This is a genomic window from Billgrantia sulfidoxydans (genome assembly GCF_017868775.1).
GTDB lineage: Bacteria > Pseudomonadota > Gammaproteobacteria > Pseudomonadales > Halomonadaceae > Halomonas > Halomonas sulfidoxydans.
Window position 1 is genome coordinate 3,253,029 of record NZ_CP053381.1, and the last position, 17,489, is coordinate 3,270,517.

Annotated in this window: 14 protein-coding genes; 7 read left to right on the top strand and 7 right to left on the bottom strand. The window is 68.5% G+C overall.

Annotated features, from left to right (window positions below; all coding sequences use genetic code 11):
- Window positions 1-6 precede the first annotated feature (6 nt).
- The 5 genes from HNO51_RS15065 to HNO51_RS15085 form a co-directional block, all read right to left on the bottom strand.
- Window positions 7-801, bottom strand: coding sequence for a sulfite exporter TauE/SafE family protein (locus tag HNO51_RS15065; protein WP_197448065.1), 795 nt, complete (start codon window positions 799-801; stop codon window positions 7-9).
- Window positions 798-2,183 (bottom strand): response regulator, encoded by a 1,386-nt coding sequence (locus tag HNO51_RS15070; protein WP_209537770.1) that lies wholly within the window; start codon window positions 2,181-2,183, stop codon window positions 798-800. Before HNO51_RS15070 ends, HNO51_RS15065 begins: the two co-directional genes overlap by 4 nt.
- 34 nt (window positions 2,184-2,217) lie before the next feature.
- Window positions 2,218-3,039 (bottom strand): NRDE family protein, encoded by an 822-nt coding sequence (locus HNO51_RS15075; RefSeq protein ID WP_197448067.1) that lies wholly within the window; start codon window positions 3,037-3,039, stop codon window positions 2,218-2,220.
- A 10-nt stretch (window positions 3,040-3,049) separates the two neighbouring features.
- Entirely contained in the window at window positions 3,050-5,311 is a 2,262-nt protein-coding gene (gene ptsP, locus HNO51_RS15080; protein WP_197451069.1) for a phosphoenolpyruvate--protein phosphotransferase, read from the bottom strand.
- A gap of 150 nt (window positions 5,312-5,461) precedes the next feature.
- A complete protein-coding gene (locus tag HNO51_RS15085; protein ID WP_197448068.1) occupies window positions 5,462-5,953 on the bottom strand; it encodes an RNA pyrophosphohydrolase in 492 nt (163 codons plus the stop codon).
- A 219-nt stretch (window positions 5,954-6,172) separates the two neighbouring features.
- On the opposite strand from HNO51_RS15085, the gene HNO51_RS15090 reads away from it, so the two are divergent.
- Window positions 6,173-6,829, top strand: coding sequence for a histidinol-phosphatase (locus HNO51_RS15090; RefSeq protein WP_197448069.1), 657 nt, complete (start codon window positions 6,173-6,175; stop codon window positions 6,827-6,829).
- Window positions 6,830-6,957: 128 nt separating this feature from the next.
- Here HNO51_RS15090 and HNO51_RS15095 read toward each other — a convergent pair whose 3' ends face one another.
- Window positions 6,958-7,932, bottom strand: coding sequence for a malate dehydrogenase (locus HNO51_RS15095; protein WP_197448070.1), 975 nt, complete (start codon window positions 7,930-7,932; stop codon window positions 6,958-6,960).
- A 241-nt stretch (window positions 7,933-8,173) separates the two neighbouring features.
- Between HNO51_RS15095 and HNO51_RS15100 the strand changes: the two genes are divergently transcribed.
- Both HNO51_RS15100 and HNO51_RS15105 read left to right on the top strand, forming a co-directional pair.
- Window positions 8,174-9,277, top strand: a complete 1,104-nt coding sequence (locus HNO51_RS15100) for an efflux RND transporter periplasmic adaptor subunit (protein ID WP_209537771.1) — start codon at window positions 8,174-8,176, stop codon at window positions 9,275-9,277.
- 1 nt (window position 9,278) lies between these two features.
- Window positions 9,279-12,362: an efflux RND transporter permease subunit gene (locus tag HNO51_RS15105; protein ID WP_209537772.1), complete on the top strand. Its 3,084-nt coding sequence runs from the start codon at window positions 9,279-9,281 to the stop codon at window positions 12,360-12,362.
- Between the two features lie 95 nt (window positions 12,363-12,457).
- On the opposite strand, the gene rsd is transcribed toward HNO51_RS15105, so the two are convergent.
- On the bottom strand, window positions 12,458-12,946 hold the full coding sequence (gene rsd / locus HNO51_RS15110; protein ID WP_197448073.1) for a sigma D regulator: 489 nt from the start codon (window positions 12,944-12,946) through the stop codon (window positions 12,458-12,460).
- Between the two features lie 214 nt (window positions 12,947-13,160).
- On the opposite strand from rsd, the gene HNO51_RS15115 reads away from it, so the two are divergent.
- The 4 genes from HNO51_RS15115 to HNO51_RS15130 are packed head-to-tail and all read left to right on the top strand — an operon-like array spanning window position 13,161 to window position 17,474.
- Window positions 13,161-15,446, top strand: a complete 2,286-nt coding sequence (locus HNO51_RS15115) for a bifunctional salicylyl-CoA 5-hydroxylase/oxidoreductase (protein WP_209537773.1) — start codon at window positions 13,161-13,163, stop codon at window positions 15,444-15,446.
- 2 nt (window positions 15,447-15,448) lie between these two features.
- Window positions 15,449-16,204, top strand: coding sequence for an SDR family NAD(P)-dependent oxidoreductase (locus HNO51_RS15120; protein ID WP_209537774.1), 756 nt, complete (start codon window positions 15,449-15,451; stop codon window positions 16,202-16,204).
- On the top strand, window positions 16,201-16,668 hold the full coding sequence (locus HNO51_RS15125) for a MarR family winged helix-turn-helix transcriptional regulator (RefSeq protein WP_197448075.1): 468 nt from the start codon (window positions 16,201-16,203) through the stop codon (window positions 16,666-16,668). The genes HNO51_RS15120 and HNO51_RS15125 overlap by 4 nt, the downstream gene beginning before the upstream one ends.
- Window positions 16,665-17,474 (top strand): enoyl-CoA hydratase family protein, encoded by an 810-nt coding sequence (locus HNO51_RS15130; protein WP_197448076.1) that lies wholly within the window; start codon window positions 16,665-16,667, stop codon window positions 17,472-17,474. Before HNO51_RS15125 ends, HNO51_RS15130 begins: the two co-directional genes overlap by 4 nt.
- The last annotated feature ends 15 nt before the right edge of the window (window positions 17,475-17,489 follow it).

The following is a 17,489-nucleotide window of genomic DNA, read 5'->3' on the forward strand; positions in this document are numbered from 1 at the left end:
GTTACCTCAGAACAGGAAACGGAGCCCCACGATCAGCAGCAGCGCCGCAAAGGCGAGCCGCAGCACGCGGGCCGGAAGCACATGGGCCAGGCGCACACCCAGCCTGGCGCAAGGCACGCTGGCCAGCACGATGCCGAAAAAGGCAGGCCACATCACGAAGCCGGTGGCCCCCACCGGCAGCGAAGGATGATGCCAGCCCACCACGATGAAAGTCAGGGCGCCGAACAGGGCGATGGGCAGGCCGCAGGCGGCCGAGGTGCCCACCGCTTGGGTCATGCTGGCCCCGCAGCGGGAGAGCCAGGGCACGCTGAGGGTTCCCCCGCCGATGCCGAACAGCGCCGATACGCCACCGATGACCACGCCGGCGAGGCCCATGGCCAGTCGCCCCGGCGCCGCGCGCCCCGCCCTGGGACCCACGCCCAGCGCCATCCTCAGCGCCACCAGTACCACAAACACCCCGAACAGGGTACCCAGCCGCCCGCCCGACAGCGCGCCGGCCACGAACACGCCGGCGATGGCCCCCAGCACCAGTCCAGGCAGCAGGGCGAGGAACCAGGCGCGGCGAATGCTGCCGCGCTGGTGGTGCGCCCAGGCGGACGAGGCACCGGTCACCAGGATGGTGGCCAGCGAGGTGCCGATCGCCAGGTGCATGGCGATATCGGGCGCCACGCCTTGCAGGCCGAAGGCAAAGACCAGTGCCGGCACGATGATCAAGCCGCCGCCGACACCGAACAGCCCCGCCATGGTGCCGGCCGCCGCGCCCAGCGCCAGGTAACCCAGCAATGTGAGGAGGACGCTCATGTCACTGGGGATTCCTCGAACGCGTCGGGTCGCCAGCGCTGCAGAAGCTCGATCAGCTCCCGAGGCCCGTAGGGCTTGGCCAGGTAATCGTCCATGCCGGCCTCGTCGAAGCGCCGGCGGTCGCTCTCGGTGGCGTTGGCCGTCAAGGCCACCAGCACGCTGCGCCCGGCATCGGGCTGCTGCGCCTCCTGCTCGCGCCAGCGCCGGGCGGCCTCCACGCCGTCCATGCCGGGCATGAAGATGTCCATCAACACCAGGTCGTAGGCCTGGCGATGCTGCTGTTCGAGCGCCTCCAGGCCGCTGGCGACACAGTCGACGCGCAACCCCTGCCGCTCCATGACCTGGCTCGCCAGCATGCGATTGACCGGGCCATCATCGACCACCAGCACGCGCAGCGGGGCAGCCTGCCCGGACGGAAGCCGCATGTCGCGCAGCGCCGTTGCGCCCTGCTCCCCCGCCAGGCTGCTGATCAACAGCAGAATATCGGCGATACGCTCGCTCAAGTGAGCATGCCGGTAGGGATCGCTGCGGCTGTCGTCGTCGCCCTTCATCTCCCGGGCCAGCTCGGAGAGCAGCGGCTCCAGTTCACGCTGCAGCAGGGTCAGGTAGCGCGACTTGAGCCGCGAGTCCTCGCGGGCACGCTCGCGGGCGGCCAGCAGCCCGCCGAGGTCGTGCGTGCCGGCACGCTCGAAGAACGACAGCTGGTAGGGGGGGGCATCCCACCACTCCACCTGGAAGGAACGCCAGCGGCCTTCGCCATCCATCACCTGCACCTCGCCCGGACGGCTCCCGCTCGACTCGGCGGCGATCAGACGAGTCGCCGGGTCCTGCCCTGCCAGGGTCTCCTGGCTCTCTCCCAGCAGCTGTTCCATGGCCAGGTTGGCGCCCACGATCCGCCCGTGATAGAGCAGCAGAGCCGGGCGCTGGCTGGCCATGAGCAGCTCGTCCAGTTTCGGCACCAGCTCGAGCCGGGACTGCAGTTCGAGCATGCCGTCGTGGAGCTTCTCCAACCGCTCGATGACTAGGTCCTCGTGGTCGGGTGGCGACCGGGTCACCCCAAGCCAGCGCGGCAGGCTCTGCTCGGTCTCCTGCAGCAGCCTCTCGATGCGGCCGAGCCGCCCCTCGATCTGGCCCTCGTAGTCACGCAGGCTGTGACGCAACTGCAGCAGGAAAGCCGAGACGGTCAAGGTGGTGCCTGCCAGCAGGGCGAGCAGCAGCCAGGCGGACTCGGCCCAGGACGTCGGGTCGGGCGTGGCCACCCACAGCACCACCCCCACCAGCAGGCAGAGCAGCACCAGGGCCGCCTGGGCCAGCAGCAGCGGCCACAGCAGCGGCCAGATCAGGTGCGACCAGAAGCGGTCCTTGCGAGTTCCGACAGGCATTCGCATCCCTGTGCCAGGCAATGTGGCTGTGAGTTTACGCCGACGGCCCCCGGCTGTCATGGCAGGCCGAGGCACGCAAGTGCTCGCGCTGTAGCGAAATTCTCTCCCGCGTCACGCCCAACGGAGTGCCTGCGGGACCGTAGCGGTGCTCTTCCAGGACGATGACGCCCGCCTCGTCGCTCCACTCCAGCCAGGTCGTGGCGCGGGTGCCGTACTGTTCGCCGACGATGAAGGCCGGCGACAGCCGGCGCTCCAGCTCCAGGCCTACGCCGGTGTCGGGCAGGTGATGGTCGTCGGCCGGGCAGCTGTCGGACAGCGCGCTCAGGGCATCCTCCGGCCAGCGCCGTCGCAGCGCCGTCGCCAGCCCCTGCCGGGCCGCGATCAGCTTGGGCCAGGGGGTGTCGAGGCTGGCATTCGAGAGGCCATGGACGCCGGGCGTCACCTCCGCCAGCATCAGCCGCTCGCGGCTGCGGTGAAGGTGCCAGAGCCGGTGGCCATCGCCGGCCAGCAGGTTGAAGCCGGCATAGCGCCAGCCATCGCCTTCGGCCAGCCTGGCCAGCCACCCGGGCAGGTCGGCGCACTCCAGCGCCTCGCGCACCAATCGGCCCCGGCTCGGGGCGTTTGCCGCCACCCGAAGCTCCGGGTCGCGCACGTTGGTGACCGCGGCCACGCGACCACGGCGATGCACCGCCAGCCAGCTGCCGCCGGCCTCGAGGTCGCGACCGCCGACGATGTCGGGCGCGTCCTGCCAGGCTCCCAGCGCAGCCGTCGGGCGCTGGTGGAATTCGTCACGGTTGGCGATCAGCCGCAGCGGCACGGGCGCTTCCGGCCGGAAGTCGAAGGCGATGAGGCACATGGGACGGCGTTCAGTCCCGCGGCGGCAGCAGGTGGGCCAGCTGCCACTCGCTCAGCCGGGTGAACAGGTGGCTGCGCACCGCCGCCGGCGTGTTCAACGCCAGGATCTCGCTCACCAGGACCTTGGCGGCATCGAGGGAGACCCGGCGTATCGCCGCCCTGACCCGTGGCAGGCTGGGGGCGTTCATGGAGAGCGAGTCGAAGCCCATGCCCATCAGCAGCAGCGCCCCGGCCGGATCCCCGGCCAGCTCGCCGCACACCGAGATCGGTTTCTTCAGCCGCGCCGACTCCTCGGCCAGGCGCGCCATGGCGCTCAGCACGGCCGGATGGCAGGCGTCGTAGAGGCTCGCCACGCGAGGGTTGTTGCGGTCCACCGCCAGCAGGTACTGGGTCAGGTCGTTGCTGCCCACGGAGAAGAAGTCGGCGCGTTCGGCCAGGGCGTCGAGCTGATAGAGCGTCGCCGGCACCTCCAGCATCACGCCGACCTTGGGCCGCGGCGAGACGATGCCCTCCTCGGCCAGTTCGCGTATGGCGCGGTCGAGCAGGCGCAGCGCATCGTCGACCTCGTCGACGTTGGTGACCATGGGCAGCAGGATCTGCATGTTGTCGAGGCCTTGGGCGGCACGCAGCATGGCGCGCAGCTGCACCATCAGCACTTCGGGGTGATCGAGGGTGACACGGATGCCGCGCCAGCCGAGGAAGGGATTGGCCTCGTCGATGGGAAAGTAGGGCAGGTCCTTGTCGCCGCCGATGTCGAGGGTGCGCATCACCACCGGCAACGGCGCGAAGCTCTCCAGCTGGTCGCGGTAGAGGCGCGCCTGTTCCTGCTCGCTGGGAAAGCGCTCGGCGATCATGAACGGCACTTCGGTGCGGTACAGCCCCACCCCGCTGATGCGCTTCCTGAGCGACACCGTGGTGTCGATGGCCAGCCCGGTATTGACCATCAGCGGCATGACGTGGCCATCCGGGGTCTCGCTGGGCAGGTCCTGCTCGTGCTCGAGCACTTCGACCAGCGCCGCCTCTTCGGCAATCAGGCTCTCGTAGCGGGTCTTGAGCTCGTCCGAGGGCCGCACGAACAGCCGGCCGCGGTGGCCGTCGAGCACCACCTCGGCGCCGGAGAGGCGCGGCAGCGGCAGGTCGACCATGCCCAGCACGGTGGGCACCCCCATGGCCCGCGCGACGATCGCCACGTGGGAAGTGCTCGAGCCGCGCACCGACACCAGCCCGGCGAGCCGCTCCCGCGGCACCTCGCCCAGCGTGGCAACGCTGATCTCATCGCCCACCAGGATGGTGCTCTCGGGGAAGGTATCGGGCACCTGCGGTGTCTCTTCCTGCAGGTGGGCGAGCACTCGCCGACCCAGGTCACGCACGTCGGCGGCCCGCTCGCGCAGGTAGTCGTCGTCGACCCGCTCGAGGTACTGCACGTGGCGGCGCACCACGTCGGCCAGGGCCCCCGGCGCCCACTGGCCCTCGCGAATGCGCTTCTCCACCTCCTGGGAGAGCGCCGCCTCGCTGAGCATCTGCTGGTAGACCTCGAACAGCGCCAGCTCCTGGGCCGAGATGCGGTTGGCCAGGCGCTCGCCCGCCGCACGAATCTCCTCGCGCACGCGCTCGATGGCCTCCTTGAGGCGCACGATCTCGTATTCGACGTCGGTCGGAATCAGGTCGGGTACGCTATCCAGGTCGGCCAGCGGCGCCACCACCACCACTTCGCCGATGGCCATGCCGGGCGACGCGGCGACCCCGGTAAACAGCGCCTGGCCGCCCGGCAGGGCGGGCCGGCTGAGGCTGCCGGTGGCCAGGGCATGCGCCAGCACGCCGGCGAGCTGCGCGCCCATGGTGATGAGGAAGGCCTCGTCCTCCTCGTCGTAGCGCCGCTTCTCCCCCTGCTGCACGACCAGTACGCCGAGCATGCGGCGCTGGTGGATGATCGGCACGCCGAGAAAACTGGAGTAGCGCTCCTCGCCGGTGGCCTCGAAGTAGCGGAAGCGCGGGTGCGAGGGGGCATCCTCGAGGTTGAGCGGCTCCTCGCGCTCGGCCACCAGGCCGACCAGCCCCTCCCCCACTCGCAGGCTCACGTGCCCCACCGCTTGGCTGTGCAGACCGATGGTCTCCATCAGCACGAGCTCCTGGGTCTCCTTGTCAAAGAGGTAGAAGGAGCACACGTCGGTATGCATGGCCTTGCGAATGCGCCGGACCATGGTCGCCAGCGCCGCATCGAGGTTGCGGGCGCTGTTGACCTCCTGGATGACCCGGCGCAGCACCTCCAGCATCGGCGTCTTGCTTTCCATTGTTGTCTTACCTCGCCTGGCTGAGGAATCAGGACCGCGCAGCGGCACTTGAAGGGAACGGCCCTCACGGCGGGGCCCTGCGTAAGCCCCTCGTGTCGTGTCCACCCAGTTCCCTTCTCGGGGACCCTTCGATCAGCGACCTTCGAGCGCCAGCCGCTGCGCGCGCGGCGAAAGCTCGCTCAACGCGCGGCGATACACCTCGCGCTTGAAGGGCACCACCTGGCCCAGCGGATACCAGTAGCTGACCCAGCGCCAGTTATCGAACTCGGGCTTTTCCGAGCCATCCACGCAGATGCGGTTCTCCTGGCAGCGAATGCGCAGCAGGAACCACTTCTGCTTCTGGCCGATACAGACCGGCCTGGAGTTCATGCGCACCATGCGTCGCGGCAGGCGATAGCGCAGCCATCCCCGGGTACAGGCCAGTAGCTCGACGTCATCGGCGGTCAGGCCGATTTCCTCCTCCAGCTCACGATAGAGCGCCTGCTGCGGTGTCTCGGTTGACTTGATGCCTCCCTGGGGAAACTGCCACGCATTCTGTCCAACCCGACGCGCCCAAAGCAGTTGCCCCCTGGCGTTGGCAATGATGATGCCAACGTTGGGGCGAAAGCCGTCAGCGTCGATCACGGACGTCACCTTGTGAAATACGTCATTGAGAGCATTCTTCCACAAGGGCGCAAAGCGCATCAATACAACGATCAGCGGGGAAGCGCCGAGCAGGCATCGACGGTACGAGAAAAAGTGCGGCGGGGCTTAGCAGCGCAAGGCGTTGTCTGACATAATCGCCAGCTTTCACGCAATGCAGCATGACGTTACGACAACTCACCACATCGCAAGGGGTAAGCCGTGAGTCTGGCCATCTTCGATCTGGACAACACCCTGCTCTCCATCGACAGTGACCACGCCTGGGGCGAGTTCCTGCTCGAACAGGGCGCCGTGGATGCCGAGGCCTATCGTGAAGCCAACGACCGCTTCATGGCCGACTACGAGGCGGGCACGCTGGACATCCATGCCTTCCTGGCCGTGGCGCTCAGGCCGCTGGCCGACAACAGCCCCGAGCAGCTCGCCGCCTGGCACCAGCAGTTCATGGCCAGCAAGATCGAGCCCAGCATCCTGCCCAAGGGCGAGGAACTGCTGGCACGCCACCGCAGCCGTGGCGACACCCTGCTGATCGTCACCGCCACCAACCGCTTCATCACCGGCCCGATTGCCGAGCGGCTGGGCGTCGACCACCTGATCGCCGTGGAACCGGAAGTCCGCGATGGCCGCTACACCGGCCAGGTGAGCGGCACGCCGAGCTACCGCGAAGGCAAGGTGAAGCGCCTGGAGGAGTGGCTGGCGGACAAGGACCTGACCCTCGACGACGCCTGGTTCTACAGCGACTCGCACAACGACCTGCCGCTGCTGGAACTGGTGGAGCACCCGGTGGCGGTGGACCCCGACGCCACCCTGCGCGAAGAAGCCGAAAAGCGCGGCTGGCGCATCATGAGCCTACGCGACTGAACGGCTTCGCCAGTTCATGAGTCGTAAGAACGGCGCTTCGCGCATGGAAGAGCGAAGACGAAAGACAAAAACCCCGAAGGCCTGAGACCTTCGGGGTTTTTCTTGGCTCTTACTTCTTTCTTACACGCTTAGCCCAGCAGATGCTCGACCGCGGCGCGCTCTTCACGCAGCTCGTTCTCGGTGGCCTGCATCTTGGCACGGCTGAACTCGTCGATCTCGAGCCCCTGGACGATCTCGTAGTCGCCGTTCTGGCAGCGCACCGGATAGGAGTAGATGATGCCCTCGGCGATGCCGTAGCTGCCGTCGGACGGGATCGCCATGCTCACCACCTGGTCGGTGCCCAGCGCCCAGTCGCGCATGTGGTCGATGGCGGATGAGGCGGCGGAAGCGGCGGAAGAGGCGCCACGCGCCTTGATGATCGCCGCGCCGCGCTGCTGCACGGTGGGGATGAAGTCGTTCTCGTACCAGTCGCGCTCGACCAGCTCGAAGGCCGGCTTGCCGGCCACCTTGGTGTGGGCCAGGTCAGGGTACTGGGTGGCGCTGTGGTTGCCCCAGATGATCATGCTCTCGACGTCGGTGACGCGCTTGCCGGTCTTCTGCGCCAGCTGGGTCAGGGCGCGGTTGTGGTCGAGGCGTGTCATCGCGGTGAACTGACGCGGGCTGAGGTCCGGCGCGTTGCAGGAAGCGATCAGCGCATTGGTGTTGGCCGGGTTGCCCACCACCAGCACGCGCACGTTGCGGCTGGCGTTGTCGTTGAGCGCCTTGCCCTGCACGGAGAAGATCGCCGCGTTGGCTTCCAGCAGGTCCTTGCGCTCCATGCCCGGGCCGCGCGGACGCGCACCCACCAGCAGGGCGAAGTCGGCGTCCTTGAAGGCGACGTTGGGATCGTCGGTGGCAACGATGTCCTGCACCAGCGGGAAGGCGCAGTCGTTCACCTCCATCACCACGCCGTTCAGCGCATCCATGGCCTGCGGGATCTCGAGCAGCTGGAGGATGACGGGCTGATCGGGGCCCAGCATATCGCCTGCCGCGATACGGAAGATGAGGGAGTAGCTGATCTGGCCGGCACCGCCGGTAATGGCAATACGTACGGGATCTTTCACTTGTTGCTCCTTCGGTTGAGCCGCCATGAGGGAATGAAGATGAGCCGCGCGGGCTCTGCCCACCCTGGCCGGAATCGGGACCGCCAAGATGGTATGCCTGCAGTGCACAAAACTCAATCCGACCTCTGGTTAGGGAACACCCGGCGCGCTGTCCGGGCGAGGCGACTGATACCCTTCGGCACATGCGCTATCATGCGGTGCCGAAATATGCTAATGCAGGCATTTACCCACGGAAGGCTCTATGCTCAGACGCCCCCCCAATTCCGCGCTGCTGGCCGCCCTGGTGCTGCTGGCCCTCTTGCTGTGGCTGGTGCTCGGCGACTTCCAGCGCTTCCAGCAGCAGGCGCCTCCCGCCGAGGCTCCACAGACTGAGAGCCTGCCCCGGGTCGAATACCGGGTCAGCGAAGCCGCCTCCTACCAGCCGCGGCGAGTGGTCCAGGGGCAACTGGAAGCCTTCCGCGAGGTCGAGCTGCGCAGCCGCCATGCGGGGCGGGTGGCCGAGCTGCCGGTGGCCCAGGGCACGGCAGTGGACGCCGGCACGCCCCTGCTGGTGCTGTCACGCGACGCCCTCGAGGCGCAGCTGGAGCGCGCCGAGGCTCAGCTCGAACTGGCCCGGGCCGAGCTTGCCGGGGCCAATGACCTGCGCCAGCGCAACCTGATTTCCAGGCCCGAGCTGCTGCGCCTGCAGAGCAGCGTCAGCGTGGCGGCGGCGGACGTGGCGGAGCTGCGCCAAGCGCTCGACGAGACCCGCCCGACGGCTCCCTTCGACGGTGTGCTCGACCGTCTCCACGTCGAGCTCGGCGAAGTGCTGCAGGTCGGCGAGGCCTACGCCCGCCTGGTCGACGACCGGCGCCTGACGGCCAGCGCCTGGGTCGCCCAGCGCGATGCCCAGGACCTGCGCCCCGGCCTGCCCACCGAGGTCAGGCTGCTGGACGGCAGCCGCTTGAGCGGGGAGTTGACCCACGTGGCCAGCCGCGCCGACGAGTCCACGCGCTCCTTCTACGTCGAGGCCGAGTTCGACAACCCCGAGCGTCGGCGCCTGGCCGGCGCCAGCGCGACCCTGGCGATCACCCTGCCCGAGCGCGAGGTGCACCGCTTCTCCCCCGCCCTGCTCGAACTGGACGAAGAGGGTCGGCTGCGGATCAAGCACCTGGACGACGACGATCGCGTGGTGAGCACGCCCGTCGGCCTGGTCGGCGCCGACGCCACGGCGGCCCGCGTCACCGGGCTGCCCGAGACGATCCGGCTGATCACCCTCGGCGGCGGCTTCGTCGCGCCCGGCGATCGCGTCATCGCGGTTCCCGAGCCCAACTCGAACGGCACATCGTCCGAGGAGCCGCTCTGACATGCGCACCCTGATCGAGGCCGCGCTGGACCGTTCGCGCACCACCCTGCTGCTGCTGCTCGCTCTGCTGCTGTCCGGGCTCGCCGCCTGGCAGGCGGTGCCCAAGGAGGCCAACCCCGACGTCCCCATCCCGATGATCTACGTCTCGCTATCGCTCGAAGGCGTGAGCCCGGAGGACGGCGAGCGGCTGCTGGTGCGGCCCATGGAGCAGGAGCTGCGCACCATCGAGGGGGTGCGCAAGATGACCGCCCAGGCCAGCGAGGGGCACGCCGCGATCACGCTGGAGTTCGACGCCGGTTTCGACGCGCGCCAGGCGCTGGCCGACGTGCGCGAACGCGTCGACATCGCCAACGCCGAGCTTCCCGAGGAGGCCGACGAACCGCGCGTGGTGGAGGTCAACGTGGGGCTCTTCCCGGTGCTGACGCTGGGCCTCTCCGGCCCCATCGAGGAGACCCGCCGGCTGGCCATCGCCCGCCAGTTGCAGGATGCCATCGAGGGACTGCCGGAAGTGCTCGAGGTCGAGATCGGCGGCGAGAGCGAAGAGCTGATGGAGATCGTCGTCGACCCGCTGGTGCTCGACAGCTACGGCGTCGACTTCACCGACCTGTTCAACCTGATCACGCGCAACAACCGGCTGGTCGCCGCCGGCAGCCTCGATACCGGCGCAGGGCGCAGCCCGGTGAAGGTGCCCGGCGTGATCGAGACCCTGGAAGACATCTTCGAGATGCCGGTCAAGGTGGACGGCGACCGCGTGGTGACCTTCGCCGACGTGGGCTGGATCCACCCCACCTTCAAGGATCCCGAGGGTTACGCCCGCATCGACGACGAACCGGCCCTGGTCCTGGAGATCTCCAAGCGCGCCGGGGCCAACCTGATCGCTACCATCGAAGGCGTGCGCGATATCCTGGCCGAGGCCGCCCCGCTGCTGCCCGAGGAGCTCTCCATCACCACCATCATGGACCAGTCGGTGACCGTCGAGCAGATGCTCTCGGAGCTGCTCAACAACGTGCTGACCGCCGTGGCCCTGGTGCTGATCGTGATCCTCGCGGCGATGGGGGTGCGTTCGGCGCTGATGGTGGGCCTGACCATTCCCGGCGCCTTCCTCACCGGTATCCTGCTGATCTGGGCGATCGGCTACACCCTCAACATCGTGGTGTTGTTCGCCCTCATTCTAGTCGCCGGCATGCTGGTGGACGGCGCCATCGTGGTCAGCGAACTCGCCGACCGCCACCTGCGCGAGGGCCAGCCGCCGCACCAGGCCTGGGTCAACGCCGCGACCCGCATGAGCTGGCCGGTGATTGCCGCCACCGCCACCACCCTCGCCGTATTCTTTCCGCTGCTGTTCTGGCCCGGCGTGGTGGGCGAGTTCATGAAGTACCTGCCGGCCACGGTGATCCTGTGCCTGCTCGCCTCGCTGGCCATGGCCCTGATCTTCCTGCCCACCCTTGGCGGGGTGTTCAGCACCCGTACCGCCCGCCCCCAGCGCAGCGAGGAACTGGTCACCGCCGGCGGCCGGCTCTACCGCGCCATCCTCGCCCGGCTGCTGGCCCACCCCGGCACGACGCTGGCGATCGCCCTGCTGCTGATGGCGCTGATCTTCGTCGCCTACGGCCGCTTCAACCATGGCGTGGAGTTCTTCCCCGCGGTCGAACCGGATAGCGCCCAGGTGGTGATCCGCTCCCGCGGCGACTTTTCCACCGCAGAGAAGGACGCCATCGTGCGCCGGGTCGAGGCGCGCCTGGCCGGCATGAGCGAGGTACAGGCGCTCTACGCCCGTTCCTATGGGGTGGCCAACGAGCAGATCGGCGGTGACGTGATCGGCGTGGTGCAGTTCCAGCTGATCGACTGGCAGCAGCGGCGACCGGCGCGAACGATCATGAACGAGATGGCCGAGCGCACCGACGACCTGCCCGGGGTGGTGCTCGAGTTCCGCGAACAGGACATGGGACCCGGCGCGGGCAAGCCCATCGTGCTCGAGATCAGTGCCCAGCAGGAGGCCGCCGGCGAGGCGGCGGTGGAGGCAATCCGCGCGCAGATGGAGCGGCTGGGCGGCTTTAGCGACATCGAGGACAACCGCAGCCTGCCCGGCATCGAATGGCGGCTCAACGTGGATCGCGCCGCTGCCGCCCGCATGGGCGCCGACGTCGCCGCGGTGGGCAGCGCCGTGCAGCTGGTCACCACGGGCCTGCAGGTGGCCACCTACCGCCCCGCTTACGCCCGCGACGAGGTCGACATCCGCGTGCGCCTGCCCGAGAGCTGGCGCAGCCTGGACCAGCTCGAGCGGCTGACCCTCAACACGCCGCGCGGCCAGGTGCCGATCTCCCATTTCGCCAGCCTGGAGCCGGCGCCCAAGGTCGATACCCTGCACCGCATCGACGGCCAGCGCGCGATCACCCTGGAAGCCGACGTGGCCGAGGGGTTCCAGCCCGACGAGCGGCTGCGCACCCTGCTGGAGAGCCTGGGCCCGCCACCGGAGGGCGTGCGCGTCAACGTGGCCGGCGAACAGGAAGACCAGGAGCAGGCCAGCCGCTTCCTGATCACGGCCTTCCTGGTGGCGATCGCGCTGATGCTGCTGATCCTCGTCACGCAGTTCAACAGCCTCTACCAGGCCCTGCTGGTGCTGTCGGCCATCGTCTTCTCCACCGCCGGGGTACTGATGGGCTTGCTGATCAACGGCCAACCGTTCGGCATCGTCATGGTAGGCATGGGCATCATTGCCCTGGCCGGGATCGTGGTGAACAACAACATCGTGCTGATCGACACCTACAACGAGCTTCGCCAGGCGGGGCTGGCCCCGTATGAGGCGGCGCTGGGCGCAGGCGGCCTGCGCCTGCGCCCGGTGCTGCTCACCGCCATCACCACCGTGCTGGGCCTGATGCCGATGGTACTGGAGATCAACGTCAACCTGTTCGCCCCGAGCCTGGGCATCGGCGCCCCCTCGACCCAGTGGTGGACCCAGCTCTCCAGCGCCATTGCCGGCGGACTGGTGTTCGCCACCGGACTGACGCTGCTGCTCACCCCCTGCATGCTGGTGCTGTGGCAGCGTCGCCCGAGGCGCGAAGCGGCCAAACCCGCCGAGGCGTGAGCCCTATCGTCGAGAGAACGGACATAAGACGCAACGGCGCCGCTCCGATACGAGTCGGAGCGGCGCCTGAAAGAATCGGCCTGTCAGTCAGGCGGTTACTCGGTCTGGGCTTCCGCCTTGGGCGTATGCGCCGCGTGAAGACGTGCGATCAGCTGGTCTTCCAGGGCGAAGCGCTCGGTCAGTCCCTTGGCCAGACGGTCGAGCCAGGCGGGCAAGCGAGGCAGGAAGTGCTGGCAGCGTACCGGGGTCGAGTAGTCGGCATCGAAGGCCAGGACCAGCTCGGTGGAGAGCTCCAGCCGCTCGAGCAGCTTGCCGGCGATCTCCAGGGCTTCATGGTCCTCGAAGGCGTTGGCCTCCTCGCGCAGCTGCGGGTAGATCTCGAAATGGCCGGCGCTGATGTAGTCCATCAGCAGCTCGCTGAAGCGATCGATCTGCGGCTTGCTCACGGCCTCCAGCTCGGTATCGCAGGCCTCCTTGAGCTCGAGGAAGCTGACTAGCAAATCGCGACGTTCATCCAGCCATCGGTCGATCAGCTGATGCACGCCACCCCAGCGCTCCCTGGCCGTCTTGCACTGTTCCAGCATCGTGAGCCTCCTTCCCTAATGCAGCCGGTTCCGCTCGTCGGACCCACCGAGCTCGAAGCCCCAGACTCGCCGTTGCCAACCTGCCTGTCAATCCTTGGGCGGGCGAAAATTTCGCTCACACCAATAAGTTTCAAGCTTGAAATTTCAAGCTTGAACTATCTGCTTTTCGGGTCTAGCCTGCAATCAAGTACAACAACGATACGGCCGCCCCATCATGAGAATCGCCTGCCTCGGCGGAGGCCCCGCCGGCCTCTACTTCGCCATCAGCATGAAGCGCCGCGATCCCTCCCACGAGATCGTGGTAATCGAGCGCAACCGCCCCGACGACACCTTCGGCTGGGGCGTGGTGCTCTCCGATGAGACCCTGGACAACCTCGCCGCCAACGACGCCGAGAGCGCCGCACGCATCCGCGAGCACTTCGCTTACTGGGACGACATCGCCGTGATCCACGACGGCGTGCGCACCGTCTCCACCGGCCACGGCTTCTGCGGCATCGGTCGCCACCGGCTGCTGCTCCTGCTGCAGCAGCGCGCCCGCGAGCTTGGCGTCGAGCTGCGCTTCGAGACCGACGTGCCCGAAGAGCGCATCGACGAGCTGCGCCGCGAATTCGACCTGGTGCTGGCCGCCGACGGCCTCAATTCGCGCACTCGCCAGCGCTACGCCGAGCATTTCGAACCCGACATCGAGGTGCGCGCCTGCAAGTTCGTCTGGCTCGGCACCCACCAGACCTTCGACGACGCCTTCACCTTCATCTTCGAGAAGACCGAGCACGGCTGGGTGTGGGCCCATGCCTACCAGTTCGATGCCGACACCGCGACCTTCATCGTCGAGTGCAGCGAGCCCACCTGGCGCGCCTTCGGCTTCGGCGAGATGAGCAAGGAGGAGTCGATCGCCACCTGCGAGCGGATCTTCGCCCGGCACCTCGGCGGTCATGCGCTGATGAGCAACGCCCACCACATTCGTGGCTCGGCGTGGATCAATTTCCCCCGGGTGCTGTGCGCGCGCTGGAGCTTCGACAACGTGGTGCTGATGGGCGACGCCGCCGCCACCGCGCACTTCTCCATCGGCTCGGGCACCAAGCTGGCACTGGAGAGCGCCATCGCGCTGGCCGATTACCTGCACAGCGAGCCCGACATGGCCAGCGCCTTCGCCCGCTACGAGGAGGAGCGCCGCCTCGAGGTGCTGCGGCTGCAGTCGGCGGCGCGCAACTCCACCGAGTGGTTCGAGCAGGTCGAGCGCTACCTGGACCTCGACCCGGTGCAGTTCAACTATTCGCTGCTGACCCGCTCCCAGCGCATCAGCCACGAGAACCTGCGCCTGCGCGATCCGGCATGGCTCGAGAGCGCCGAGCGCTGGTTCCAGGCCCAGGCCGGCAACGAGGGCAGCGCGCGGGCGCCGATGTTCGCCCCCTACCGACTGCGCGACATGCAGCTCGTCAATCGCGTGGTGGTCTCGCCCATGGCCCAGTACAAGGCGGTGGACGGCAGCCCCACCGACTGGCACTTCGTGCACTACGCCGAGCGCGCCAAGGGCGGCGCCGGGCTGGTCTATACCGAGATGACCTGCGTCTCGCCGGAGGGGCGCATCACGCCGGGCTGCCCGGGGCTCTACGCCCCCGAGCACGAGGCGGCGTGGAAGCGCCTGTGCGACTTCGTCCACGCCGAGACGCCGGCCAGGCTGTGCGCCCAGATCGGCCACTCCGGGCCCAAGGGCTCGACCCAGCTCGGCTGGCAGGAGATGGACGCGCCGCTCGCCGAGGGCAACTGGCCGATTCTGGCGGCCTCCGCCGTGCCCTGGTCGCCACGCAACCAGGTGCCCAGGCCCATGACGCGTGCCGACATGGACCGGGTGCGCGACGAATTCGTCGCCGCCGCGCAGATGGCCGAGCGCGCCGGCTTCGACATGCTCGAGGTGCATGCCGCCCACGGCTACCTGCTCTCCTCGTTCATCACGCCGCTGACCAACCGCCGCGACGACGAATACGGCGGCTCGCTGACGAACCGCATGCGCTATCCGCTGGAGGTGATTCGCGCGGTGCGCCAGGTGTGGCCCGCGCACAAGCCGCTCTCGGTGCGTATCTCGGCCAACGACTGGGTCGGCGACGAGGGGGTGACGCCTGACGAAGCCGTCGAGATCGCCCGCCTGCTCCAGGCCGCCGAGGTCGACATCGTCGACGTCTCCGCCGGGCAGACCTCGACCCGGGCGCGACCTGTCTACGGGCGCATGTTCCAGACCCCCTTCTCGGACCGCATCCGCAACGAGACCGGCATGGCCACCATGGCGGTGGGCAACATTTACCAGGCCGACCACGTCAACTCGATCCTGATGGCCGGCCGCGCCGACCTGGTGTGCCTGGCCCGCCCGCACCTGGCCGATCCCTACTGGACGCTGCACGCCGCCGCGGGCATTCAGGACCGCGAATGCGACTGGCCGGCCCCCTACCGTGCCGGGCGTGACCAGCTGCAGCGCCTGGCCGAGCGCGGCGAGGGGTGGGTATGACCATGAGCACGACCATGCATCCCCTCGACGGCAAGCGCGTGGTGATCACCGGCGGCGGCAGCGGCATCGGCGCCGACATGGCGCTGGCCTTCGCCGAGACCGGCGCCGAGGTGACCATCACCGGACGGCGCCGCGAGTCGCTGGAGGCGACGGCCGGACGCCACCCGGCCATCACTTTCGTGATCGCCGACGTCACCCGGGAAACCGATATGGTCGCCCTGTTCGAGCGCCTGGGCGAAGTCGACATCGTGATCGCCAACGCCGGGGCCGCCGAGAGTGCACCGCTGGCCAGGACCGGCCTCGAGCAGTGGCAGCGCATGCTGGAGGTCAACCTGACCGGCGCGTTCCTGACCCTGCGCGAGGGCCTGAAACACCTGCGCGAGGGCGGCCGGCTGATCGCCGTGGCCTCCACCGCCGGGCTCAAGGGCTATGCCTACGTGGCGCCCTACTGCGCCGCCAAGCACGGCGTGGTGGGCCTGGTGCGCGCCCTGGCCCAGGAGGTGGCGGGGCGCGACATCACCGTCAATGCGCTGTGTCCCGGCTTCACCGAGACCCCGCTGCTGGAGGAGAGCATCGCCACCATCGTGGCCAAGACCGGCCAGAGCCCCGAGCAGGCCCGTGCCCACCTGCAATCGACCAATCCCCGCGGCCGGCTCGTCCAGCCCGCCGAGGTCACCGCCACCGCACTGTGGCTGTGCGGCCCGCATAGCGGCGCCATCCACGGCCAGGCGATCTCCATCTCGGGAGGTGAGACATGACGGCCCCACCGCTGAAAGCGGAAACCCTGAGCAAGGAGCGCCTGCGCCTGTGGCTGCGCATGCTGCGGGTGACCCGCCAGGTCGAGGCGGCGCTGCGCGAGAAGCTGCGCCTCGAGTTCGACTCCACCCTGCCGCGCTTCGACGTCATGGCGGCGCTGTTCCGCGAACGCGAGGGGCTCAAGATGAACGAACTCTCCAAGCGACTGCGCGTCTCCAACGGCAACGTCACCGGCATCGTCGACCGCCTGGCCGACGACGGCCTGGTCGAGCGCATTGCCATCGAGGGCGACCGCCGCGCTACCCGGGTGCGCCTCACCCCCGCCGGGCGCGACGCCTTCAGCGTCATGGCAAAGGCCCATGAGGGCTGGGTCGACGAACTGCTGGCTGGCGTCGACGCCGAGGACGCCCACCACATCGGCGAGCTGCTGCACGGCTTGCCGGCCGACACGGGAGCACAACGATGAAACTGGCCGACCTGACGCCCAGGCATTTCCTGTGGCGCATGGAGGGCGAGGTGGCAGTGATTCGCCTCGACCGCCCCGAGCGCAAGAACCCGCTCACCTTCGACAGCTACGCCGAGCTGCGCGACACCTTTCGCGACCTGGTCTATGCCGAAGATGTGAAAGCCGTGGTGTTCGCTCCCAATGGCGGCAACTTCTGCTCCGGCGGCGACGTTCACGAGATCATCGCCCCGCTGGTCGGGCGCGACATGAAGGGCCTGCTCGAATTCACCCGCATGACCGGCGATCTGGTCAAGGCAATGATCCACTGCGGAAAACCGGTGATCAGCGCCGTGGACGGTGTCTGCGTCGGTGCCGGCGCGATCATCGCCATGGCCTCGGACATCCGCTTTGCCACGCCCCGTGCCAGCACCGCCTTCCTCTTCACCCGGGTGGGCCTGGCCGGCTGCGACATGGGGGCCTGCGCCATGCTACCGCGCATCATCGGTCAGGGCCGCGCCGCCGACCTGCTCTACAGCGGGCGCAGCATGAGCGCCGAAGAAGGCCATCAATGGGGTTTCTACAACCGCCTGGTGGAGGTAGAGACGCTCGAGGCCGAGGCCATCGCCTACGCCACCCGCTTGGCCAGCGGCCCAACCTTCGCCCACGGCATCACCAAGACCCAGCTCAACCAGGAGTGGTCGATGAGCCTGGAGCAGGCCATCGAGGCCGAAGCCCAGGCCCAGGCGATCTGCATGCAGACCCGCGACTTCGAGCGTGCCTACCGCGCCTTTGCCGCCAAGCAGAAGCCCCAGTTCCAGGGGGACTGAGCGCCCAGGGAGACT